18 protein-coding genes are annotated in these 22,429 nt (G+C 74.0%); 8 read left to right on the forward strand and 10 right to left on the reverse strand.

What is annotated here, in order from left to right; translation table 11 throughout:
* Positions 1-7: 7 nt before the first annotated feature.
* The 5 genes from ACN265_RS17035 to ACN265_RS17055 form a co-directional block, all read right to left on the reverse strand.
* Positions 8-1,522: an ABC transporter substrate-binding protein gene (locus ACN265_RS17035; RefSeq protein WP_421408511.1), complete on the reverse strand. Its 1,515-nt coding sequence runs from the start codon at positions 1,520-1,522 to the stop codon at positions 8-10.
* 23 nt (positions 1,523-1,545) lie between these two features.
* The gene (locus tag ACN265_RS17040; RefSeq protein WP_420116425.1) at positions 1,546-2,493 is read right to left on the reverse strand and encodes an ABC transporter permease; all 948 of its coding nucleotides are present in this window, start codon (positions 2,491-2,493) and stop codon (positions 1,546-1,548) included.
* A 3-nt stretch (positions 2,494-2,496) separates the two neighbouring features.
* Positions 2,497-3,420 (reverse strand): ABC transporter permease, encoded by a 924-nt coding sequence (locus tag ACN265_RS17045; RefSeq protein ID WP_204926607.1) that lies wholly within the window; start codon positions 3,418-3,420, stop codon positions 2,497-2,499.
* Between the two features lie 9 nt (positions 3,421-3,429).
* A complete protein-coding gene (locus ACN265_RS17050; protein ID WP_421408512.1) occupies positions 3,430-4,413 on the reverse strand; it encodes a Gfo/Idh/MocA family protein in 984 nt (327 codons plus the stop codon).
* 94 nt (positions 4,414-4,507) lie between these two features.
* Positions 4,508-5,398 carry a S1 family peptidase gene (locus tag ACN265_RS17055; RefSeq protein ID WP_421408513.1) on the reverse strand — a complete coding sequence of 297 codons (891 nt, stop codon included), beginning with the start codon at positions 5,396-5,398 and terminating at the stop codon, positions 4,508-4,510.
* Between the two features lie 184 nt (positions 5,399-5,582).
* On the opposite strand from ACN265_RS17055, the gene ACN265_RS17060 reads away from it, so the two are divergent.
* Positions 5,583-6,242 carry a response regulator transcription factor gene (locus ACN265_RS17060; RefSeq protein ID WP_204926610.1) on the forward strand — a complete coding sequence of 220 codons (660 nt, stop codon included), beginning with the start codon at positions 5,583-5,585 and terminating at the stop codon, positions 6,240-6,242.
* On the forward strand, positions 6,239-7,345 hold the full coding sequence (locus ACN265_RS17065) for a sensor histidine kinase (protein ID WP_420116428.1): 1,107 nt from the start codon (positions 6,239-6,241) through the stop codon (positions 7,343-7,345). The genes ACN265_RS17060 and ACN265_RS17065 overlap by 4 nt, the downstream gene beginning before the upstream one ends.
* Positions 7,346-7,385: 40 nt before the next feature.
* On the opposite strand, the gene ACN265_RS17070 is transcribed toward ACN265_RS17065, so the two are convergent.
* Complete coding sequence (locus ACN265_RS17070; protein ID WP_421408514.1) at positions 7,386-10,172, reverse strand: hypothetical protein; 2,787 nt, start codon at positions 10,170-10,172, stop codon at positions 7,386-7,388.
* Between the two features lie 140 nt (positions 10,173-10,312).
* Positions 10,313-10,783, reverse strand: a complete 471-nt coding sequence (locus tag ACN265_RS17075) for a septum formation initiator (RefSeq protein ID WP_420116430.1) — start codon at positions 10,781-10,783, stop codon at positions 10,313-10,315.
* Positions 10,784-10,919: 136 nt separating this feature from the next.
* On the opposite strand from ACN265_RS17075, the gene ACN265_RS17080 reads away from it, so the two are divergent.
* Positions 10,920-12,221: an ATP-binding protein gene (locus tag ACN265_RS17080; RefSeq protein ID WP_420116431.1), complete on the forward strand. Its 1,302-nt coding sequence runs from the start codon at positions 10,920-10,922 to the stop codon at positions 12,219-12,221.
* A gap of 76 nt (positions 12,222-12,297) precedes the next feature.
* Positions 12,298-12,837 (forward strand): PepSY domain-containing protein, encoded by a 540-nt coding sequence (locus tag ACN265_RS17085; RefSeq protein ID WP_421408515.1) that lies wholly within the window; start codon positions 12,298-12,300, stop codon positions 12,835-12,837.
* Positions 12,838-12,976: 139 nt separating this feature from the next.
* Here ACN265_RS17085 and ACN265_RS17090 read toward each other — a convergent pair whose 3' ends face one another.
* Positions 12,977-14,374 carry a PQQ-binding-like beta-propeller repeat protein gene (locus tag ACN265_RS17090; protein WP_421408516.1) on the reverse strand — a complete coding sequence of 466 codons (1,398 nt, stop codon included), beginning with the start codon at positions 14,372-14,374 and terminating at the stop codon, positions 12,977-12,979.
* A 245-nt stretch (positions 14,375-14,619) separates the two neighbouring features.
* On the opposite strand from ACN265_RS17090, the gene ACN265_RS17095 reads away from it, so the two are divergent.
* Both ACN265_RS17095 and ACN265_RS17100 read left to right on the forward strand, forming a co-directional pair.
* Positions 14,620-16,560, forward strand: a complete 1,941-nt coding sequence (locus ACN265_RS17095) for a sensor histidine kinase (RefSeq protein ID WP_421408517.1) — start codon at positions 14,620-14,622, stop codon at positions 16,558-16,560.
* On the forward strand, positions 16,557-17,243 hold the full coding sequence (locus ACN265_RS17100; protein WP_363654636.1) for a response regulator transcription factor: 687 nt from the start codon (positions 16,557-16,559) through the stop codon (positions 17,241-17,243). Before ACN265_RS17095 ends, ACN265_RS17100 begins: the two co-directional genes overlap by 4 nt.
* Positions 17,244-17,347: 104 nt before the next feature.
* Here ACN265_RS17100 and ACN265_RS17105 read toward each other — a convergent pair whose 3' ends face one another.
* Complete coding sequence (locus tag ACN265_RS17105; RefSeq protein WP_421408518.1) at positions 17,348-18,130, reverse strand: SDR family NAD(P)-dependent oxidoreductase; 783 nt, start codon at positions 18,128-18,130, stop codon at positions 17,348-17,350.
* Between the two features lie 145 nt (positions 18,131-18,275).
* Here ACN265_RS17105 and ACN265_RS17110 point away from each other — a divergent pair, with 145 nt between their 5' ends.
* Together ACN265_RS17110 and ACN265_RS17115 are read left to right on the forward strand one after the other, a co-directional pair.
* Positions 18,276-19,145: a hypothetical protein gene (locus tag ACN265_RS17110; RefSeq protein WP_421408519.1), complete on the forward strand. Its 870-nt coding sequence runs from the start codon at positions 18,276-18,278 to the stop codon at positions 19,143-19,145.
* A 13-nt stretch (positions 19,146-19,158) separates the two neighbouring features.
* Entirely contained in the window at positions 19,159-21,201 is a 2,043-nt protein-coding gene (locus tag ACN265_RS17115; protein WP_421408520.1) for a BTAD domain-containing putative transcriptional regulator, read from the forward strand.
* A 42-nt stretch (positions 21,202-21,243) separates the two neighbouring features.
* Here ACN265_RS17115 and ACN265_RS17120 read toward each other — a convergent pair whose 3' ends face one another.
* Positions 21,244-22,086, reverse strand: coding sequence for an AfsR/SARP family transcriptional regulator (locus ACN265_RS17120; protein WP_204926621.1), 843 nt, complete (start codon positions 22,084-22,086; stop codon positions 21,244-21,246).
* Positions 22,087-22,429: the final 343 nt, after the last annotated feature.

Below are 22,429 nucleotides of genomic sequence, written 5' to 3' on the forward strand. Positions count from 1 at the left end.
TCTCGGGTCAGCGCAGCGATACGCCGGCGAAGTCGGGCAGGTCGTTCGGGGTCGGGGTGAACCCCTCGACGTTGCCGCGCAGCACGACGTTGCCGTTGAGGTCGAGCGGGAAGAGGCCGACCGCCTGGTCCCAGACGATCTTGCCGGCCTGGGCGTACAGGGCGGCCCGCTTGTCCTGGTCGAGTTCGGCGCGGGCGGCGAGCAGGATGCGGTCGAGTTCCGGGTTGGCGTAGCCGTTGCGCTTGGCGGTCGACAGGTAGAGCCGGGCCAGGGTGAAGTCGGCGTCGCCGGTGACCGTGCTGCCGGTGGTCATCGTGCTGTCCCAGTCGAGCTTGAGCAGCTTGTCCAGCCAGGTGGCCCGTTCCAGTTCCTGCGGCTTGACCACGATGCCGACCTTGGCCCAGTCGCTGATCATCGCGTCGGCGAAGGAGTTGCCGTTGGTGCAGCAGCCGCTGCTCCACATCATCGTGGTGGTGAACCCGTCCGGGTAGCCGGCCTCGGTGAGCAGCTGCCGGGCTCGGGCCGGGTCGTAGGTGTACGGGTTCTGCCCGGCGGCACCGAACACGGCCTCCGGCAGCGGTCCGGTGGCCGGGGTCCCGGCCTGGTCGAACAGCGACTTGCTGATCTTGGCGAAGTCGACCGCGTGCCACATGGCCTGCCGGACCCGCGCGTCGGTGAACGGCTTGCGGGAGCTGTTGAACCAGATGTAGTAGTTGGCGTACGTCGGGAACGACCGCACGGTCAGGTCCTTGTTGTCCCGCAGCCCGGTCAGCTGGTCCGGCGGCAGGCCCCAGGTCACGTCGATCTCGTTGTTCGACAGCGCCGTCACCCGGCCGGACACCTCGGGGATGTAGCGGTAGGAGATGCTGGTCAGCTTCGGCCGGTCGCCCCGGTAGGTGTCGTTGCGGACCAGGTTCACGCTCTGCCCGGCGGTGAACGACGAGACCTTGAACGGGCCGGTGCCGTACGGGGCGTCGAAGAACGCGCTGTCGCCGAGCTTGGCGGCGGGGGCGATCCAGAGCAGGGTGAGGTTGCTCAGCACCGTGCCGAGCTGGCTCGTGGTGTGGATGGTCAGGGTGCGCTCGTCGGGGGTGCGGATGTCGTCGACGGTGGCCCACAGCCCGGCCAGCGGCCCCTTGCCGTCGATCAGCGCCCGGAGCGACGCCTTGGCGTCGGCGCTGGTCAGCGGCGTCCCGTCGGCGAAGGTGACGCCGCTGCGCAGCACGAACTGCCAGGTCAGCGGGTCGGGGTTGGTCCAGCTCTCGGCGAGCTGCGGGGCGATCTTCCCGTCCTTACGGACCACGAGGGTCTCGAAGACCTCCTGGACGACGGTGAGGGTGGGCTGGTCGGCGGAGTTCGCGGCGAACGGGTTCAGCGAGACCACCGGGGTCGGGTTGGCTACCCGCAGGGTGGTGACGCCGCCGCCGTCACCGGCGGGGTCGTCGGAGCCGAAGGAGCACGCGGTCAGTCCGAGTACGCCGGCGAGGGCCAACGCACCGAGCCGGATGGTCGAAGATCTCATGTCTTCCCATTTCGCTGACGGGGTTACCGGGTGGAGAGGTTCGGATCGGAGCGGTCCCGTAGTTCGTCGCCGAGCACGCCGACGCAGACCACGAAGACGGCCAGGACCAGGCCTGGCAGGGTGGCGATCCACCAGGCGCTGGCCAGGTAGTCGCGGCCGTTGGCGATGGTGGTGCCCCAGCTCGGCGTGCCGGCCGGGATGCCCAGGGACAGGAAGCTCAGCGACGCCTCGGCGACGATGACGAATCCGAGCTGGACGGTGGCGATGACCAGCAACGGGCCGGCCACCGCGGGGAGCACACAGTGCCGCACGACGTGCCACGGCCCGGCGCCGAGGGTGCGGGCCGCGTTGGCGAAGTCCCGGGAGCGGGTCGCCATGGTCTGCGCGCGGGCCACCCGCGCGAAGATCGGCCAGGTGGTGATGGACAGGGTGAGTACGACGTTGGTGACGCTGGAACCGAGCACGCCGGCGACGAAGACGGCGAGCAGGATGGACGGGAAGGCCAGTTGGATGTCGGCCAGCCGCATGACTGTCGCGTCCACCACCCCGCCGAGGTAGCCGCAGAGGATGCCGATCGCGGCGCCCACCGTGCCGGCCAGCAGCAGGGTCGCCGCGCCGACCAGCAACGAGATCCGGGCCCCCTGCATGATCTGGGGTAGCAGGTCCCGGCCGACCTGGTCGGTGCCGAGCAGGGCCAGGCCGCCGTCGGACATCCGGCTGCCCGGGGGGAGCAGCCGGTCGGTGACGGAGGTCGCGATCGGGTCGTACCGGGCGATCAGTGGCCCGATCACCCCGGCGACCAGGTAGGCGGCGATCACCCCGAGCGGGAGCCACAGGCGCAGCCGGCGACGTCGGCGCCGGGGCGCGGTGGCCGGTGGGGTCGCCGTCGCGTCGGGCGGGCCGCCGTCGGTGGGCATGACAGGGGTGCCGAGCACGGCCGAGCCGGGTACGCCGTCGGACACGGTGGTCACCTCTCAGACGCTCTCGCGGACCCGGGGGTCCAGCCGGACGTACAGCAGGTCGACGAGCAGGTTGATGACGATGAAGATCACCGCGACGGTGATCACGCAGGCCTGCACGACCGAGTAGTCGCGGGCGGCGATGGCGTCGGTCATCAGCCGGCCCACCCCCGGCCAGGCGAAGACGGTCTCGACGATCACCGCGCCGCCGAGCAGGCTGCCGAACTCCAGGCCGGCCACGGTGACGACGGGGATCAGCATGTTGCGCATGGCGTGCCAGCCGACGACCCGGGTCTCGGACAGGCCCTTGGCCCGGGCGGTGACCACGTAGTCCTCGTGCAGCACGTCGAGCAGCCCGGAGCGGACCAGCCGGAGCACCACGCTGAGCAGCGGCAGGGCCAGCGTCACCGCCGGCATGACCATCGCGGCCGGGGACGCGGCACCGGAGCTGGGCAGCAGGTGCAGGAACCGGGAGAAGACCAGGATCAGCATGATGCCGACCCAGAACGTCGGCAGGGACTGGGTGAGCATCGACAGCACCGAGACCACCCGGTCCACCACGCCGTTGGGTCGGGTGGCGGCCAGGGTGCCCAGGGCGAACCCGAGGACCAGGGCGATGGCGAAGGCGGTCAGCGCCAGGGCGGCGGTGGCTGACAGGTGGGTGAGCACCAGGTTGGTCGCGGCGTCGTGCAGCCGGAACGACTCACCGAAGTCGAGGGTGACGGCCCGCCGGAGGAACTGGACGTACTGGACGGGTAGCGAGGCGTCGAGCCCGTACTCCCGGCGCAGCGCCTCGACGGCCGACGGGTCGGCGTCCGGGCCGAGCACCGCGGTCGCCGGGTCGCCGGAGACCGCCCGCATCGCGAAGAAGACCACCGTCGCCGCGCCGAACAGGACCAGTACCGAGATCGCGAGGCGACGCAGCGCGTACCGCAGCATCCCGACCCCTCAGTTGCCGGGCGGCGGGTCGCCGGCCAGCGCCGCCTCGATGTCCTCGACGACGGCGACGGCCGCGCGGCCCTCCTCGGCGCTGACCGGTGTCGGTCCACCGGTCAGCGCGGCGTCGACGAACGCCTCCAGCTCGGTGCGCAGGTTGTAGGCGCCCCCGCCGTCGCGACCGGGCCAGAAGTAGGTGTCCATGAAGCTGGCCACCCCGTCGCGGCGGGCGTACAGCAGGTCGTTGTGCGAGAGGTTCATCTCGAGGATGCCGTGCTCGCCGACGATCCGCAGTCCGGCGTCGGCGCGCGACGGGCGGGAGTGCGGCAGCGTCCAGTTGTTCTCCATGGTGCCGATGGCCCCGTCGTCGAAGCGCACCGTGGCGTGTACGACGTCGTGGCTGGGCGAGAGCACCTTGCGGCCGACCGCGCCGGTGACCTCGACCTCGCGGCCGGTCACGAACCGGAGCAGGTCGGCGTCGTGGATGCCGAGGAACCAGGCGACCGAGGTCCGGTCCCAGATCCCCTCGCCCACCGCCTGCGAGGTGCACCGCCACACCTTGACGTGCCAGATGTCCCCGAGTTCGCCGGAGCGCACCACCTCGCGCAGGCGCAGCACCCGGGGGTCGAAGCGCAGCACGTGGCCGATCATCAGCGCGTCGGGATCGGGCCGGCCGGCGATGATCCGGTCGCAACTGGCCCGCGACAGCGCCATCGGCTTCTCCAGCAGCACCCGCCTGCCCGCCGCGAGCGCGGTGAGGGTCGCGTCCTCGTGCAGGTGGTCCGGCGTGCAGACGCTCACCGCGTCGACCTCGTCGAGGAGGTCGCCGATGTCCGGGACGGCCCGGACGCCGAGGTGGGTCTCGGCCCATTCCCGGTTGCGCGGCGAGATGTCGGCGACGGCCACCAGTTCGGCCTGCCGCACGTCGCGCAGCGCGCGGGCGTGCAGCTGCCCCTGGACCCCGATCCCGACGACACCGACCCTTAAGCGGTCCACACCCGGCCCCCACTGTTGCGTACCTACGAAAGCTAGATGTGTACCTAGCTCCGATAGTTGTACACCTGCGGTGGGGGTCGCGCAAGATGCGAATTCACCTCCGCATCTGGCCCCCGACCTGTGGGATCGACGACCGGCGGTGGCTGCCCGCATGGCGGCGACGCAGCACCACCAGGGCCGCCGACAGCAGCACCACCCCCGCGCCGACGCCGGCCGACAACCACCGGACCGGCACCGGGGACGGGTCGACCGTGTCGGCGATCCACTCCCGGAGAACGTCGGTGCGGGCACTGAAGTCGGGGCCCGGATGGGGACATCCCGGCCCGGTGCTGACCAGGGCCACCAGGACGGCCGTCCCGTCGGCCCGCTCCCGGAAGTAGGGACCGCCGGAGTCGTGCGGACACGGACTGGTGTCCGCCCGGGGCCGCCGGCCGGAGGTCTCGACGAGGTCGGCACCGACCCGGTCGACGGTGAACTCACCGGTCTGGAGCCGGTCCGTCGGCGCGACCGCGTCGGCGGCGGTCAGGCCGTACCCGGTCAACCGCAGCACCTCGCCGGCCACCGGCGGCCCGGCGGCGATCTCCAGCGGCGGCACACCGGTGACCGCGGTGTCGAGTTCGACCAGGGCCACGTCCGCGCCGTCCGCCTGACGGACCGCGACGACCTCGGCCTCGTAGCCGTCCCGGCCGCCGAGGTCCGTCCGCCCGACCGTGACGGTGGTCCGCCCGGCCACCGTCCGGCTCACCCGCCGGCCGTCCGGGGTACGGAAGCAGTGGCCGGCGGTGATCACCCACCGCGGCGCGACCAGCGCGCCGGAACACCAGCTGTCCCGGGTGCCGCCGCCGTCCGCCGGCAGGCCCGTCATGGTCAGCCGGGCGGTGAACCGGTACGCGCCGTCGGCCGCGTCCTCGCCGTGGGCGATCGCCGACGCCGGCCGGGGCGCGACGGGAGCGACGGCAACCGCCGTGGCCGCCACGGCGACCATGACACACTGTGTGGCGAGTCGGAGCACGGGTTCACCAGCCTGTACGCACGGGAGCAGGAACGCTGCGATGCTGCGCCCCCGGCCGTCCGGGCGGCGTCAGCGGCGCCCTTATCGGTTCTTTATGCGCCGGGTGCCAGCCTTGCGGGCGGTCCCGGGCACGGGGAGGCGACGGGAGGGAGACGGCGTGCGGGTGCTGATGGCCGACGACGAGCGGGTGCTGGCCGACATGGTCGCCGAGGGGCTGCGCCGGTTGTCCATGGCCGTCGACGTGGTCTACGACGGCGACAGCGCCCTGGAACGGCTCGCCGTCAACCGCTACGACGTGGCCGTGCTCGACCGGGACATGCCCGGCCAGAGCGGCGACGAGGTGTGCCGGTGGATCGCCGGCTCCACCACCGGCACCCGGGTGCTGCTGCTGACCGCCGCCGCCGGCATCCGGCAACGCGTCGAGGGCCTCGGCCTGGGCGCGGACGACTATTTGACTAAGCCGTTCGCCTTCGCCGAACTCGTCGCCCGGTTGCAGGCGCTGTCCCGGCGCTCGACCCCGGCGCTGCCCCCGGTGCTGGAACAGGACGGCCTCGTGCTGGACGTCACCCGGCACACGGCCACCCGGGACGGGATGCCGCTGTCGCTGTCGCCCAAGGAGTACGCCGTCCTGCACGTGCTGATGCGCGCCGGCGGCCGGGTGGTCAGCGCCGAGGACCTGCTGGAACAGGCGTGGGACGAACACGCCGACCCGTTCACCAACACGGTACGGACCACCGTGATGACCCTGCGCCGCAAGCTCGGGGACCCGCCGGTGATCCACACCGTGCCCCGGGTCGGCTACCGGCTCGGGGCATGAACCTGCCCTCACCGGCCCGGCGGATGCTCCTGGTCGTCGGGGCGCTCCTGCTCGTCGCCCCGTTCGTGACGACGGCCGCCGACCTGCTGCTCGCGCTGTGGCGGGAGTTCGGCCCGTCGTGGTGCGCCACCCCCGAGTTGCGGGCACCGGGCGACGACGCCCCGTTCGTCTGTGTCCAGGTGTTCCGGCGGCCGAGCATCCCCCTGGCGATCGCCGTGACGATCGTGCTGCTGACCCTGTTCGCCGCCGCCTACCCGGCCGTGCGCTGGTGCCTGCGTCCGCTGCGGGACCTCGCCCCGGTGATCGCCGACGTCGGGCCGCAGAACCTGGGCCACCGGCTCAGGCCCGGCCCCGGCCGCGACGAGCTGGCCGTCCTCGGCCGCACCATCGACGAGATGATGGACCGGATCGCGGTGGGGTACGAGGCGCAGCGCCGGTTCGCCGCCGACGCGTCCCACGAGCTGCGCACCCCGCTGGCCGTCCAGCGCACCCTGATCGAGGTCGGCCTGACCCGCAGCCTCACCGACGACCAGCTCGCCCTGCTCGCCGCGCAACTGCTGGAGACCAACGAACGCAACGAGCGCCTGATCGAGGGGCTGCTGGTGCTCAGCGAGAGCGACCGTGGCCTGCTGACCCGCGTCCCGCTGCGGCTCGACCGGATCGTCGCGACGGTGCTCGACGCCCACCGCAGCCGCGCCGAGCAGGCCGGGGTCACGATCGTCAGCCGGCTGAGCCCCCGGCTGGTCGTCGGCGAGCAGGTGCTGCTGGAACGGCTGGTCGTCAACCTGGTGCAGAACGGCCTGAAGTACAACCGGCCCGACGGCACCCTCACGGTTCAGGTGGGCACCGATCCGGCGCTGGTGGTCGAGAACACCGGTGACGACGTCCCCCCGGACGAGGTCGCCGCCCTGTTCGAGCCGTTCCGACGCCGGTTCGGCAAGCGCATCGACCACAGCGGCGGCGCGGGCCTCGGCCTGGCGATCGCCCGTTCGATCACCCGGGCGCACGAGGGCATCATCACCGCCTCCTCCACCGGCCGCGACGGGCTGCGGGTGCAGGTGACGTTTCCGGCGATGGAGACGGACGAGGCCGGAGGCCGGTGAGGGACGCCGGGTGGGGCGCAACTCCGGGACCGGTCGGCTGTCAGGGTTCGAGTTGGATGTGCTCGGGGTCGATGAACTCGACACGGAGTCGGTCGTCGGCCAGCAGGTCGACCACGCGCTGCCAGTGCGCCGCGCGCCGGCTGCAGATCTCCCGCAGGCGGGTGAGGTCCGGCTGGTCACCGTCGGCGTCGAGCCGCCGCAGGGCCCCCAGGCCCAGCTCAGCGGAGGCGGCGCTGAGCTCGGCGGTCACCCGACCGATCTGCTGGACGATCTCGTCCACATGCGCGGTCAGGTCCGCCACCCGTTCCTCGACGGCGCCGTCGCGCCGCAGCGGCGACTCCAGGCCGTCCGGCACCTCGATGACCAACTCCTCGAACGTCGGCACCGGTGGCGGGAACCGGAGATCCGCGACGCGCACCAGGTCCACCGCCTCGGTGACCAGCCGGCTGAACTGGGCCCGGTGCAGCCAGTACCAGGCACGGTCCTCCGCCATCTTCCCGAGCAGACGCCAGGTGCGGTTGTCGAGGTCGAGCCATTCGATCATGTCGTGGACATCGCCCCGCCACGGCGGGGCACACCGCCGGTGCCAGTTGCGTTCCAACAGCCCGGCTCCGTCGTGGAGCAGCTTCTTGACGTACGCCGCGATCCGGATCCGGGTGACGTTCTCGGGACGTCGCAACACCGACCGCATCGGCTGGTAGAGGTCCAGTTGCAGGAAACGGAACTCGTCGCTGCCACGGAGGCGACCGAAGTCCGGGTCACTGCTGCCGATCCAGCTACGCAGCCGGGACGCCACGCCGGTCTGGGTCGTGGTCTGCAGCGAGACCTGCGCGGCGGGCCCACTCTCGGCGGAGGCCATCGCGGCCTGGAGTTCGATCACGGCGTACCCGGTCAGCGACCGCCGCCGCCGGTGGTCCTCCAGCCACGCGGGAGGGGAGGGTGCCAGCTCCGCCGCCGGGCTGGGCGGGAGAACCGGAACGTAGCCGTACAGGGCGTAGGAGTAGACCGCCGCCGCCGCGTAGTAGTCCAGGTAGTCCAGGCGTCCGGGGCCGAGGCGACGACGCTGGGCACGGCCGATGGCGTCCCGCAGCCGTTCCGGCTGGACGGGCCAACCACGCACCATCGCCTCCGTACGCCGGTACCGCCGACGCGACCACCAGCGCCGCATGTTCGGCAGATCCCCCACCTGCTGCCCGGTGAACCAGTCGACGGTCAGGCCGGCGACCGTGAGCCGGTCCTGGGTCAGGTCGTGCAGGGCCCGGCCGAGTCGCAGCGGCGCCCACACGTCCCGCGCCAGGCGCAGCAGTCTCCTGCTCACCTCCGAGCCGGTGCCCGGCACCAACCAGGCCAGGGCCGAGTCCTGGTAGAGCCGGTGGAACTCCTGGAGCGCGGCCAGGTTGAGCAGCACCCGGGCGGTGGCGACGGCTTCCAGCGCCGTCCTGGTCCGCTCGCGCGCCGCCGCCCGGTCCGCGGCGTTGCGGAACGCCGACAGCACCGGCCAGTAACGTTCGACGAAGGCCACGGTGAGGCGGTCGCGGATCTGGTCGCGCAGCACCCTGCGCTCCCCGACCGCGTCCGTGGCGAACCAGTCCTCCACCGTGCGTTCCGAGTACGCCAGGGTCTTGGCGTACTGGTAACGCAGCCGGATGAGTTCCCGGCGGCGTCTGACGGCCCACAGCATCGCCACCGGGTAGCGGAAGGGGTGCCGCCACCGGTCCCGCCGCCGCGTCCACAGCGACGCCGTGTACCGGCTCTCCAGCTCACCGAGACAGAGCGCCCCGTGGTACGTGTCCAGCGCGGCGAGGAAGAGCCCGAGGTCCTCCTGGACGCTCGCCACCATCATCCGGATGTCGGAGTTGAACGGATCCAGCCGCAACGCCTCCCGGTACCACCAGAGCGCATCGTCGAGCCGCCGTTCGTCGTGCCGCTTCTTGGCCTCGTTGTACGCCTCGAAGAGCCCGGTCGGCAGGTCACGGTGCCGCCACGACCGCCACGGCGCCTCCCGCGCGAGGCGGGTCATCGGCAGGATCTTGGCCATCGCCCAGTAGGCGGCCTTGCAGGTGGCGTCCTCCCAGGTCGCGCCCCACTCGGTGGTCGTCGCGCTGCCCGTGCCGCCCGCGAACGAGGTGACCGTGACCGACAGTCCGCAACCGGGCTCCTGCTTGCGCTCCTGAAGGGTCGCCCTGATCAGGTAACCCGTCTGCGGCCAGAGCCGTGCCATGAACTTCGGCAGGACCGCCAGCGGGTTCGTCAACGTCTCCGGTGACTCGCCGAGGACGACGAGGAAGTTCTGTGGTGGTAGGGCCGCCGGCCCCGCGTACGGCGGATAGATGCTGGTGCTGGCGAGTTGCCGGCAGAACCTGCTCTTCAGGTACGCCGCCCGGCCGGTGTCCTTCGGGTCCGCCGCGTTGTCGAAGTCCCGCACGTCGACCGCCCCTGGGCGGTACGCCAACCTTTCACGGTAGTAGTAACGCCACATCGCGAAGGCCACCACGAACAGGATCAGCACCCAGAGCCGTCGCCACAGGTCGGTGTGCGGGCTGCCGAAGGCACGGGCCACTCCGATCAGCACGAGACGCAGGGGCTCGAGGAATGTCCAACCGTCCCCGGAAGCCGCTTTCTCGGTGGCCCGGCCCAGGTGCCAGAGGGCCGAGAGCAGTGCCAGGGTGCTGAGGATCCCGAGGAGTAGCCAGCGGGTCGGTCGCGGGATGGGCAGCGGGGAGGGCGGCGGATGGCCGCCGTTGTTGATCCGGTGCGGATACCGCGCCCGCCAGGACTCGGGACGTGGATCCTCCCGACGCTCGGCGGCAGCGCGCCGGTTGTCCATCCCGAATGCTCCTGACGACCGTCCTGACCTGCGCTTTCAGGTCAGTGTTCCGGCCCGGCCGAGCTGGGTGACGAGAAATCCGAGTTTTCCCGCTGGTGGGGCACCGCACCGGGGGGTGACCTGTCACCACCGAGCCGCTGTCAGTCGCTGTCGCCGGGGCGGGCGACCGGTTCGCCGCCGATGCAGCCCACGTTCACCTCGAACTCCCCCGCCGGGCCGGCGAAGGTCACCTCGGCGTCGTCGTCCGGGCCCCGGTCCACGTCCTTCACCCGGTAGTCCTGCGCCGGGGCCCACGAGACCAGCCGCACCTCGGACCCGACGCACTCGGCGACCGCCGTACCGCCGGGGGTGGCGAAGCTACGGCGCTGGCCGGGCGTCGCGGAGGGGCCGACGGCCGGGGCCGACGACGCGGACGCCGCCGGGGCCGACGGTGTCGCCGGGGCCGGCTCCGGGGCCGCCAGGGCCCGTTCCACCTCGGCCTGGCTGCGCACCCCGCCGGGGGTGCCGGTGATGCTCTCCCCGACCAGCCGGATCGCGGCCACCCCGATCAGGGTGGCGAGCACGGCGGCGGCCAGCCAGCCGGCGGTGGCGAGGAGCGTACGGCGACCCATGCCCCGACTATGCCCGACCGGCCGCTAAGCCGGGCCCGGCGGCAGGATAAGCGGAGGTTAAGAGCCGGCCCGTCAGCCGGTGGCACCGGCTAGCCTGCCTAGCGGTGGCAACCCTGCTCCTGATCGGGGACGACGGATGAGACGGCGGCTGGCGCTGCTGGTCGCGGCGACCAGCTGCCTGACCCTGGTGGCCTTCCTGGTGCCGCTGGCCCTGCTGGTGCGCACGGTCGCCGAGGACCGGGCCACCGTCCGGGCGACCGCCGACGTGCAGGGGCTGGTGCCGGTCGTCGGCACCGCCGACACCGCGACGATCCGGTTGACCGTGGAACAGCTCACCGCCGAGTCGGGGCGGCCGGTCAGCGTCTACCTGCCCGACGGCACGGTGCTCGGCGCGCAGGAGCCGCGTACCCCCGCGGTGGCGCTCGCCGCCCGCGGCCAGAGCCTCACCGCGGAGCTGGACGGCGGGCGGGAGATCGTGATCGCGGTGCAGGGCCGGGCCGACGGCACCGGCGTGATCCGCACCGTGGTGCCCCGCGCCGACGTCACCGCCGGGGTGGCCCGCGCCTGGCTGGTGCTGGCCGCGCTCGGCATCGTGCTCGTGCTGCTCGGCCTCGCCGTGGCCGACCGGCTGGCCCGCACCCTGGTCCGGCCGATCACCGAACTGTCCTCGGTCTCGCACCGGCTGGCCAACGCCGAACTGACCGCCCGCGCCGAACCGGCCGGCCCGCCGGAGCTGCGGGAGGTCGCCGGTGCGCTCAACCACCTGGCCGCCCGGATCCAGGTGCTGCTGCGGGAGGAACGCGAGCAGGTGGCGGACCTGTCGCACCGGCTACGGACGCCGTTGACGGCGTTGCGGCTGGAGGCGGAATCGCTGCGCGACCCGGACGACGCGGCGCGGGTGGCGGCGGCCGTGGACGGGTTGGAGCGGGCGGTGACCGGCCTGATCCGGCAGGCACGCTGGCGCAGCGACCCGGCCGACGGTGATCCCGGCGCGGCCACCGCCGACGCCGCCGCGATCGTGGGGGAACGGGTCGCCTTCTGGTCGGTGCTGGCCGAGGACACCGGCCGCACGGTCGACCTCGACCTCGCGGCCGGGCCGCTGCCGGTCGGGGTTCCCGCCGACGAGTTGGCCGCGGCCGTGGACGCGCTGCTGGGCAACGTCTTCGCGCACACCCCGGAGGGCACCGGCTTCACCGTCCGGTTGACCCGGGAGGCGGCCGGGGCCGCGCTGACCGTCCACGACGCGGGACCGGGGATACCGGCCGTGCTGGTGGAGCGGGGAGCCAGCCAGGCCGGCTCGACCGGGCTCGGCCTGGACATCGCCCGGCGGGCCGCGCAGGCCAGCGGCGGTCGGCTCGACCTGGGGTCGGGCGCGCAGGGCGGCGCGGTGGTGACGCTGCGGCTCGGGCCGCCCCGGTCGGCCTTAACCGGAGCTTAGGGTCGGCGCAGCGCGCCGCTATCCACCGCCGGAGCACGCTGAGCGCACCAACCGAGAAACTCCGGAGGTACGCATCATGAAGCGCACATCCCTGCTCCTGGCCGCTGCCGGCGGCGCCGCCGTCCTCGCCGTCACCGGCACGGCGATCGGCGTGTCCGCCGCGGAACGCGCCCCCGGCCCCACCGCCACCGCGACCACCGCCCCGGCCCCGGTGGACCCCACCGTCGTGCCGACGACCGCGACCCCCGGCGGTACGCCGACGGCGGAGACGCCGGGTGGCAGCCCGACGGCGGGGACGCCGGGTGGCGGCACCGCCCCGGCCACCGACGACGCGGTGAGCCAGCAGCGGGCCGGTGAGATCGCGCTGGCCAAGGTGGGTGGTGGTCGGATCACCGAGGTCGAGCGGGAGCAGGAGGAGGGCCGCCCGGTCTGGAGCGTGGAGATCATCGACGGCGACACCGAGCATGAGATCGACGTCGACCGGGAGAACGGCGGCATCGTCAAGTCCGAGCAGGAGAAGGCGGACGCCGACGACCGGTCCGGTCGCGACGACGACTCCGACGACGACCAGGACGACGACTCCGACGACCGGGACGACGACGGCGACGACGACTGACGGTCCGGACGTCGGGTGGGGCACCCGGCCGTCCCTACCGCCGACCGGCGGTAGGGACGGCCGGTGCCGGCACCGCGCGGTGACGGGTGGGCTGCCCCGGCGACCTCTGCCGGGGCAGCCCACCCTGCTCGGTCGACGGTCAGAAGGTGTGCAGGTCGACCGCGAGGCCACCGGTGCCGGAGTGGCTGACCGCCACCCAGTCCGTGCCGGCCCCGGCGAGCCACCCCGGATAGCGGCCGAGCTGACGGCCGGTGTCCGCGTCGTACACCAGCACCATCGGGCGCTCGTCCTCGACCCCGCTGACCGCCACCAGCCGAGCCGTCACCGCCGAGCGCCAACTCGCCGACGTGCCGGGCAGCACCGGGTCCGGCGCGGTCCAGCGGGCGACACCGGTGGCCAGGTCGAGCAACGCCAGCGCGCCGGTGTCGGCGGTGTCGCGGACCAGGACCGACCGGTCGTCGCCGTCGATCGGGACACCGGCGGCGACGCCCCGCCAGACCGTCCTGCCGGTACGCAGGTCGACCAGTTGCGGCCGTTCGTCGGCGGTGACCGCGACGAGCCGGGTCCCGACCCCGATCAGCTCCATCCCGCTGAGGTCGTTCGCCAGCCGCTTGGCGCACTCGCCGTTCTGCCGACGCCCGCTGTAGACCGCGCCGGACCAGCCCTTGGCACCGGTGCCCGCGTCGACGCTGGCGATGCTGACCGTGCAGCGCTGGTCCCCCTTGGGCGGGTCGTGGTTGGTGCTGACCAGCAGGTCGTCGGCGGCGAAGCCGAACCAGGCCCGGTTCGGCAGCCGCCCGGCGCCGGCCCGCCCGGTGGTGGGGGCGACCGGGGTGTAAGTGGCCGCCCGGCCGGCGGTGCTCAGCCGCACCACGACGTACCGGCCGGCGGTCGGCGCGTACGGCAGGCGCGCGCCGAGGGTGACGTCGCTGACCCGGGCGAACCGGTCGGACGGCAGCTTCCACAGTTCGCGACCGCTCTCCAGCTCCCTGGCGACGATCACGCAGGTCGCCGCCGCGCCGACACCGACGCAGTCCCGGGCGTGGACGGCCTGCCCGTGGACGACCACGTCCTGGCTGCCGGCCGCCCGCCACCGGGTGGCACCGGTGCGCGCGTCGAGCACGTCCACACCGCCGTCGTTGTTGTCGCTGACCACGATGGATCCCCCGGCGATGACGTACCGGAAGCTGCCGACGAACGGGTGCGCCCACCGTTGATGCCCGGTGACCCGGTCCACCGCCCGCAGTTCCCGCCCGTCGGGGACGACGATGAGCTGGCCGGTCTCGCCCAGCGCCTGGTCGATCCGCCGTACCGACACCGACCAGGCCGCCTGCGGGACCTGCGGGGTGGGTGACCTGCTGCCCTCCCGCAGCCGCTCCGGGGTCTGCTCGACTGGCGTCAGTGGGCGCTGCGGGCGGGGCGCGGCGCAGGCGGGAAGCCCGACGACCAGGGTCAGGGCGACGGCGGCGGTACGCCAACGGGCTGGTCGGTGCGACGGCACGGGTTGTTCCCCCTCGGTGGATGGTCGAGTCGTCACCCTAGGACCCGCGCGCATCCCCTGCCACCGGACGGTCGATGTGCCGGTCCCGGCGGCGCGGGACATCCACCCCTGGCCGTCGGGACAGGACGCGGACCAGGCTGCGCTGCGCGTGCGCCGATCCGGCGGCGCGCGGTGATCCGGAGGAAGCCCGTGGGTGTGCTGGTGTGGTCCCCGATGCCGACGGCGGCCGGTGGCCCCGTCCGTGGCGCTGGTGGTGGTCGTGCTGGGACAGTGGACCGGCCATGCCGAACGTTTCTGTGACCGCGCGGTCGACCGGGTGGGCGGTGCTCACCGGCACCGTCCTGCTCAGCCTCGGCGCGGTCGTCGCCTGGGCGGTGGCGACGCCGCCGTGGTCCGCCGACCAGCTCTACTCGCTCGTCGACCTGCTCGACGGCATCGTCTACGGCACCCTGGCGTGGCTGATCCTGAGCCGGCAGCGCACCGGCAGCCGGATGCCCGCCGTGATCGCCTGCGCGGCGGCGCTGGGCAGCGCGGTCGCCGCCTGCGCCGGGCAGTGGCAACTCGCCGTGGGCGGGCCGCCGGTGCTGACCGCGCTGCACCGCTGGGCCTGGGTGCCCGGCCTGTACGCGCTGGTCGTGGTGATGCCGTGGCTGCTGCCGGACCGGCCGTTGGACCGGTTCGGCCGGTACGCGGTCGCCGCCGGGGTCGGCTACGTGGCGGTGACGATGGCCGCCGCCGTCACCGCGCCACCGCCGCTGGGGGTGCTGCCGCTGCCGGACGGGCTGCGGGGCGGGCGGGCCGCACTGCTGCCCGTCCTGCCGTACCCGCTGGTCGGGCTCGGCCTGCTGGCCTGCGCCGGGTTGGCGTGGCGGTGGCGACGTGGCCCCGCCGCGCAACGCCACGGCCTCGGCTGGGCGACGGCCGGCAGCGGGCTGCTCACCCTCGCCTTCCTCGCCACCCTGCTGCCCCCGGCCGTCCCGGCGGCCCTGCCGGCGCTGCTGATGCTCGCCTCGCAGGCGTTCTTCCCCGCCGCGGTGGCGGTGGTGGTGCTGCGCCAGCAGCTGTGGGGGCTGCGGCTGGCCGTGCGCCGCACCCTCGTGTGGTATCTGATGACCGCGGTGGTGATCGCCGCCTACTGCGCGACGGTGGCGCTGCTCGACCGGTTGCTGCCGCAGCGGCTGCCGCTGCCGCAACTCGTCGTTACCGGGGTGCTCGCGGCGGCCTTCCAGCCGATGCGCGAGGCGGTGCAGCGGCGGGTGGACCGGCTCGTGCACGGTGAGGCCCCGGAGCCGCTGCTGCACCGGGTGGTGCACAGCGTCGGCAGCACCACCGAGATCAGCGCGACGATCGCCGCCGCGCTCCGGCTCGCCGAGGTGCGCATCACCGAGGGTGGGCCGCAGCCACCGCCGCACCCGTACGGCTGCCCGTTGACCGTGCCGTTGACCAGCGACGACCGGCTCGTCGGCCAGTTGCACGCCTGGCCCCTGCCCGGTGAGCTGCTCGACGGGCGGGCCCGCGAGTCGCTCGCCGTCCTCGCTCCGGTGGTCGCCGCGGTCGTGGACCTGGCCGGCACCAACCGGGACCTGGCCCGCTCGCGCCAACGGCTGGCCGAGGTACGCGACGAGGAACGCCGCTCCCTGCGCCGCGACCTGCACGACGGTCTCGGCCCCGCGCTCAGCGGCATCGGGTTGGGGCTGGCCGCCACCCGCAACCTGCTGCGCCGGGACCCGCAACGGGCCGAGGAGCTGCTGGACCGGTTGACCGGCGAGCTGACGGCACGGGCGGCGGAGGTGCGGGACATGGCGCACGGCCTGCTGCCCCCGGTGCTCGCCGACGGCGGTCTGAGCCCCGCCCTGCACCTGCTGCGGGACCAGTACGCCCGCAGCGGCCTGCGGATCGTGCTGCACGGGCCGGCCACCCTGACGCCGCTGCCGGAGCCGGTCGCGACCGCCGCCTACGGGGTCACCGCCGAGGCGATCCGCAACGTGCAGCGGCACGCCGGCGTGGACCGGTGCACCGTGTCGCTGGACCAGCGGCCCGACCGGCTGCGGGTCACCGTCACCGATCAGGGTCGGGGCCTTCCGGCCGGCCCCACCGGCCACGGCGTCGGCCTGCACGCGATGCGGGAACGGGCCGAGGCGGTGGGCGCGACCCTCACCGTGGGGCCGGCCGGCTCCCGGGGCACCACCGTCTGCCTGACCGTCCCCCTGGAGCAGCCGTGACCGACACCCCGATCCGCGTCGCCGTGGTGGACGACCACCCGGTCTTCCGGCTGGGCATGGGCGCACTGCTCGACACCCTGGGTGGCATCGAGTGCGTGGGCGAGGCCGCCGACGCGTCGACCGCCGTGGCGCTCGTGGCCCGGGTACGCCCGGACGTGGTGCTGATGGACCTGCACCTCGGCCAGGGGTCGGGCATCGAGGTGACCCGGCTGCTGCGCCGCGACCACCCGTCGGTGCGGGTGCTGGTGGTGAGCATGCTCAACGACGACGCGTCCCTGGTCGCCGCGCTGCGCGCCGGGGCCCGCGGCTACCTGCTCAAGGGCGCCTCCGCCACCGACGTGGAGCGGGGCATCCGGGGGGTGGCCGGCGGCGACCTGGTCCTCGGGGGCCCGCTCGCCGACCGGGCCGGCGCGCTGCTGGGCGCCCGCGCCGACGCCCCGTTCCCGCAGCTCACCGACCGGGAACGGGAGATCCTCGAACTGCTCGCCCGGGGGCTGTCGAATCCGCTGATCGCGCACCGGCTCGGGTTGAGCGCCAAGACCGTCCGCAACAACGTCTCGGTCATCCTGGTCAAGCTGCACCTGGGCAGCCGCGCCGAGGCGATCGCCCTGGCCCGCGACCACGGGCTGGGCGCGCCCAGCCCGGCCGAGGCCCCGGCGGCCCCGGTCCCGGACCTGTCGTGACCGGGGGCGACCGCGACCCCGGTCACGGTTCGGCCGGCGGCCCGACTGCCGGTCGGACCGGGGTCGGGCGGTCACCCGCCCGGTGCGACGCCACCGTCGGGGGGTCAGCTCGGTCGGGCGTCGGGCAGGGAGACGCCGGTGAGCTGCGCGCAGTAGGCCAGCAGGTCCTCCCCGAGCCCGGCGACCCGCGACGGCGACGGCCGCCAGTCGCGGGCGCTGACGTACCGCCCGCTGACCAGGACGTCGGGTTCGGTGCCCACGGCGAGGCGCACCTGGGCGCGGGCGGCGTCGTCGGGACTGGTCGGGGCGGCGGCACCGCCCATCCGGGTGCGCACCCAGCCGGGATCGAGCGCGTTGCTCAGGGTGGCGGGCCAGCGGCGGGCGACGGCGACGGCGAGCGCCAGGTCCAGCAACTTCGAGGTGCAGTACGCCTCGACGCCGTCGAAGGGGCGGGTGTCGTACCGCAGGTCACCCAGGTCGGCCACCCCGTCGGCGGCCATCGCCGACGACACGAACACCAGCCGGCCGGGCGGCGGCAGCAGCGCGGTCAGCAGGTACGGCGCGAGCACGTTGACCTGGAACGTCGACTCCAGCCCGTCGCCTGTCAACTCCCGCTCGACGGCGTCGAGGCGGGCGATCCCGGCGTTGTGGACGATCGCGTCGTAGCGGCCGAACGCGGCCAGCGACCGGGCGAGCGCCGTGGTCTCCTCGAGGGAACCCAGGTCGCCGACCACGATTCCGGCCGCGTCGGGGACCGCCGCCTTGGCGACCGCCGCCCGCTGCTCGTCGCGGGCGTGCAGCACGACGCGGTGCCCGGCGGCGACGAGCTGCGCCGCGGCACGCCGGCCGATGCCGTCCACCGACCCGGTGACCACCATGGTGCCCATACCGTTCCCTCCGTCCTGGTGCGACCGCACCCCGGGCAGGTCGCTGCCCCGACCGATGGGACCGCGCGTCACTTGGTGACGGCTGAACGGGGCCGCCACCGGGCACGCCAGGTGCACGCCAAGTGGTGGTTGCTGTGCTGGACGGATGAAGAGAATCCTCGCCATCGGCCTGGCGCTCACCCTCAGCGCCGGGCTGACCGTGGCCGCGGCCGGCACGGCCCTCGCCCGCCCCAACTGCGACGTACCCATTCCGCCGCCGGCCTGCGACGACAGTCCGGCCGAGCCGACTCCCCCGCCGGTGGGCAGCGACAAGTACCCGATGGGCTGGCTGGAGTCGTGGGAGTACGTCGGCGGGGCGGTCCGGGTCAGTGGCTGGGCCAGCGACCCCAACGGCGGCCCGGTGCAGGTGACGGTGCAGACCGACGTGCCGCCGGCGGTGACCCGTCCGGCGAACCTGTGGCACGTCGAGCGGGGCGGTTTCGTCGGCTTCTCGTTCACCGTGCCGAGTTCGGCGCTGGCCGGCGTGCACACGTTCTGTGTCACCGCGAACAACGTGCCCGACGGCAGCCAGCCGGTGCCGGAGGTCGTCCCGCTGGCCTGCCCGCAGTACCGGATCAGCCCGGCGGCGCCGAGCGGGCTGACGCTGTCGGCCGGCTACCAGGAGGGCAAGCGGACGTTGGACGTCACCTTCACCGACAACTCGGTGCGGGAGGACAACTACCGGATCGACCTGAGCTGGCTGCAGACCACGCCGGACGACACCCCGACCGATCCGGGGCTGCCCACCACCCCGCCGGGCGGGCCGTCGCTGCCGACCCCGCAGCCCACCTGGGGTGCGCCGATCCCCACCACCGAGGTCGGCGTCGCGCGGGCGGTCATCTACGGCACCCCGGACACCGGGCGGCGTACCTGGCACTTCACCCACATGCCGCAGGCCTTCGTGCACGTGGTGGTGGTCTCGAACGAGGCGGGTCTGACCTCTCCCGCGCTCAGCGGAGGCATCTCCACCCGCTGAGCGGGGTCCGGGCGTGACGGCGATCGGCGTGCTCGGCCCGGTGCGGGCGGTCCGGGACGGCACGCCGGTCGACCTCGGCGCGCCCCGGCAACGCGCGGTGCTGGCCCGGCTCGTCGCCGGCGGTGGCCACGTCGTGTCGGTGGACCGGCTCGTCGACGATCTGTGGGCGGGCGACCCGCCGCCCCGGGCCCGGGCCGCCCTGCACGTGTACGTGTCGAACCTGCGCCGTGTCCTGGAACCGGAACGTCGCGCCCGGACCCCCGCCCGGGTCCTGGTCACCGTCGCCCCCGGGTACGCCCTGCGACTACCGACCACGCACGTGGACGCCTGGCGGTTCGAGGCGGCGCTGCGGTCCGCGACGCCGGACGCCGCACCCGGTCCCGTCGCGGCGCTCGCCGTCCTCGACGCGGCGCTCGCCTGCTGGGGTGCCGACGCCCCGTACGCCGAGTTCGGCGGGGAGCCATGGGCGGACCGGGAGGGGGAACGGCTGGCCCAGCTCCGGGCGGGTGCCGTCGAGCAGCGCGCCGGGCTCCTGCTCGAACTCGACCGACCGCACGAGGTGGTGCGCGACCTCGACCCGCACGTCCGCGAGCATCCGCTGCGGGAACGGGCCGCGATGCTGCTCGCGGTCGCCCTGTACCGCCTCGGCCGGCAGGCCGACGCGTTGGACGTGCTGCGTGCCGTCCGCGCGACGCTGGCCGAGCAGTTGGGCATCGACCCCAGCCGGGCCCTGCGGGCCCTGGAGACGGACCTGCTGCGGCAGAGCCCCCGGCTGGAGCCGGCCGTCCCCGGGCCGCCGGTGCGCTCCGCCCCGGGTCCGCTGCCGGTGGCCGCCGATCCCGGCCCGCCATCGGCGGCGACCGGGCCAGGCCCACACCAGGTATGGGGGCGTACGGCGGAACTGGCCCGACTGCGCGCGGCGGCCGACCGGGCCGCCCGGTCGGGGCTCGGCATCTGCTGGCTCGGCGCGGAGGCCGGGGCGGGAAAGTCGACGCTGGTGCGGCAGCTCGCCGGGGCCCTCGCCGACACCGGGTGGCGCACGGCGGTCGGCACCTGCCCGCCGGTGGCGGGTGCTCCCCCGGCGTGGGCGTGGCGTGAGGTGGTCGCCGCCACCCGGCGGTTCCTGCCGCCGGAGGAGCCCGGGGACCGGAACCTGTGCCCGCTGCCGGGTCCCGACGGGCCGGACGCCACCCGGGGCGGGCACGACGAGTTCCACCTCTGTCGGGCGTTGGCCGCCCATGTGACCCGGCTGACCGGGCACGGCCCGCTGCTGCTGGTGGTCGAGGACGTCCACCACGCCGACGGGGCGACCCTGCGGGTGCTGCGGCATCTCGCCGCCGCGCTCACCGGCACCCCGGTGCTGGTGGTGGTGACGTACCGGCCGGACGAGGTGACCGACGACGTGGCGGCGGCGCGGTCGGCGCTGGCCGGCGTGCCGGCGGTCGAGGTCACGCTCGGCGGCCTCGACGCGGAGGCCGTCACCGCGTTGCTGCGCCGGCACGGCGTGCACGACGCCGCGCTGCTGCGCACGGTCCGGGAACGCTCGGCGGGCAATCCGCTGTTCGCCATCGAGCTGGCCGGGCTGGTCGCGGCGGAGGGGCCGGCGGCGGTGGACGGGGTGCCGGCCGGCATCGGGCACCTGCTGGCCCGCCGGCTGGCGCGGCTGCCGGCGGACGCGCGCACGGTGCTGCGGCACGCCGCGGTCTGTGGCATGGAGGTCGACGTCGATCTCCTGCTCGCCGTCGACGGCGGACCGGAGGAACCGGTCCTGGCCGGGTTGGAGGCCGCTGTGGCGGCCGGCCTGCTCGTCGAGCCCGTACCGGGACGGGTGCGGTTCGCCCACGCCCTGATGCGCGACGTGCTCTACCACGGCCTCCCGCTGCTGCGCCGGACCCGGCTGCACGCCCGCGTCCTCGCGGTGCTGCGCGAGCAGCGACGCGACGACGTGGCCATGCTGGGACGGCACGCGCTGGCGGCGCCCACCCCGTCCGCCGGCGGCGTGCGCCGGCCGGCGAGGGCGGAGGTGACGGTCGGCCACCCGGCCGCGCCCGGATGAACAGCCGCCGGGAGGGGACAGGACACCGCCGGACGGGGACGGCTACCGGGTCCGGGGCCGCTGGAGGGCGAGGTGGTCGAGCAGTTGGGTCAGTCCGTCGTCCCGGGGGGCCACCTCCAGCGCCGGATCGTCGGCGAGGACCGCCTGTTGGAGCAGGTGCAGCCGCTTCGACGGCTCCAGCCCCAGTTCCTCCACCATGGAGGTGCGCAGCCGGTGGAAGACCGCCAGTGCCTCGCGCCGCTGGCCGCTGCGGTGCAACGCGACCATCAGTTGCGCGCACAGGTTCTCGTTGAGCCCGTGCTCGGCGATGAGCAGGGTGAGCTCGGCCAGCACGTCCTGGTGGTGGCCGAGCCGCATGCGCGCCTCGATGCACTGTTCGACGGTGGTGAGCCGGGTCTGTTCCAGCGCCTTGAGGCGGGGCTCGGCCACGGTTCCGGCGCGCACGTCGGCGAGCGCCGGGCCGCGCCAGAGCGCGCAGGCGCGCACCAGCAGCGCCGCCGCGTCGACGTTCTCGCCGGCCGCCAGGGCGCGTCGACCGGCCGAGGCCAACTGTTCGAACAGGCGCAGGTCGAACTCGTCGGGGCCGACCCGGAGCACGTAACCGCCGGGGACGGTGACCAGCACCCGCTTGGCCACCTCGGCGACCGGGACGTCGAGCAGGCCGGCGAAGCACTTGCGGATCTGGAGCACGTACGTCTGGAGCGTGGTCAGCGCGCTGACCGGTGGGGACGCGCCCCACAGGTCCTGGATCAGCGCGGAGACCGGCACGGTCTGGTCCGCGTTGAGCAGCAGCAGGCCCAGCACGCTGCGGGGCTTCGGGGCGGTCGGTGTGGCGGTGTGACCCGCGTGGGCGAGCACGAGCGGTCCCAGGATCTGGATTTCCATTGCCTCTCCCCCAGAGCACGAACTGCCTGCGTCGACGTGCCGCCGCGGGGGCCGAACGACAGCGGAAACCACACCTATCCATAGACAGGCGTCAGCTACAGGCGACATTCGGGCCTTTTCGCGTCGCAGTGGTACGACGTTCGACTGAGAGGCTAGCCGGTTTCTGAGCGATCGTCGTCGATTGTTCGAGCAATTTTCGAGGACCGACGGGGACACCGAGGTCAGACTTCTCGGCGGGGCGACAACACAGAGCCCTGCGGCGACCCGGGGCGGGTGGCGGTCACCCACACATCGACGTTATTAATGGCCTTCATGAGGAAACGGGACGGGTCGCCCCGAAGCG

Source organism: Micromonospora sp. WMMD730 (assembly GCF_049178955.1).
In the GTDB taxonomy this organism is placed as follows: domain Bacteria; phylum Actinomycetota; class Actinomycetes; order Mycobacteriales; family Micromonosporaceae; genus Micromonospora; species Micromonospora wenchangensis.

Bases quoted from the DNA above. Each gene is read 5' to 3' on its own strand.
- ACN265_RS17035 (WP_421408511.1), bottom strand. From the start codon at position 1,522: ATGAGATCTTCGACCATCCGGCTCGGTGCGTTGGCCCTCGCCGGCGTA.
- ACN265_RS17045 (WP_204926607.1), bottom strand. From the start codon at position 3,420: ATGCTGCGGTACGCGCTGCGTCGCCTCGCGATCTCGGTACTGGTCCTG.
- ACN265_RS17055 (WP_421408513.1), bottom strand. From the start codon at position 5,398: ATGGTCGCCGTGGCGGCCACGGCGGTTGCCGTCGCTCCCGTCGCGCCC.
- ACN265_RS17065 (WP_420116428.1), top strand. From the start codon at position 6,239: ATGAACCTGCCCTCACCGGCCCGGCGGATGCTCCTGGTCGTCGGGGCG.
- ACN265_RS17070 (WP_421408514.1), bottom strand. From the start codon at position 10,172: ATGGACAACCGGCGCGCTGCCGCCGAGCGTCGGGAGGATCCACGTCCC.
- ACN265_RS17075 (WP_420116430.1), bottom strand. From the start codon at position 10,783: ATGGGTCGCCGTACGCTCCTCGCCACCGCCGGCTGGCTGGCCGCCGCC.
- ACN265_RS17080 (WP_420116431.1), top strand. From the start codon at position 10,920: ATGAGACGGCGGCTGGCGCTGCTGGTCGCGGCGACCAGCTGCCTGACC.
- ACN265_RS17085 (WP_421408515.1), top strand. From the start codon at position 12,298: ATGAAGCGCACATCCCTGCTCCTGGCCGCTGCCGGCGGCGCCGCCGTC.
- ACN265_RS17095 (WP_421408517.1), top strand. From the start codon at position 14,620: ATGCCGAACGTTTCTGTGACCGCGCGGTCGACCGGGTGGGCGGTGCTC.
- ACN265_RS17105 (WP_421408518.1), bottom strand. From the start codon at position 18,130: ATGGGCACCATGGTGGTCACCGGGTCGGTGGACGGCATCGGCCGGCGT.
- ACN265_RS17110 (WP_421408519.1), top strand. From the start codon at position 18,276: ATGAAGAGAATCCTCGCCATCGGCCTGGCGCTCACCCTCAGCGCCGGG.
- ACN265_RS17120 (WP_204926621.1), bottom strand. From the start codon at position 22,086: ATGGAAATCCAGATCCTGGGACCGCTCGTGCTCGCCCACGCGGGTCAC.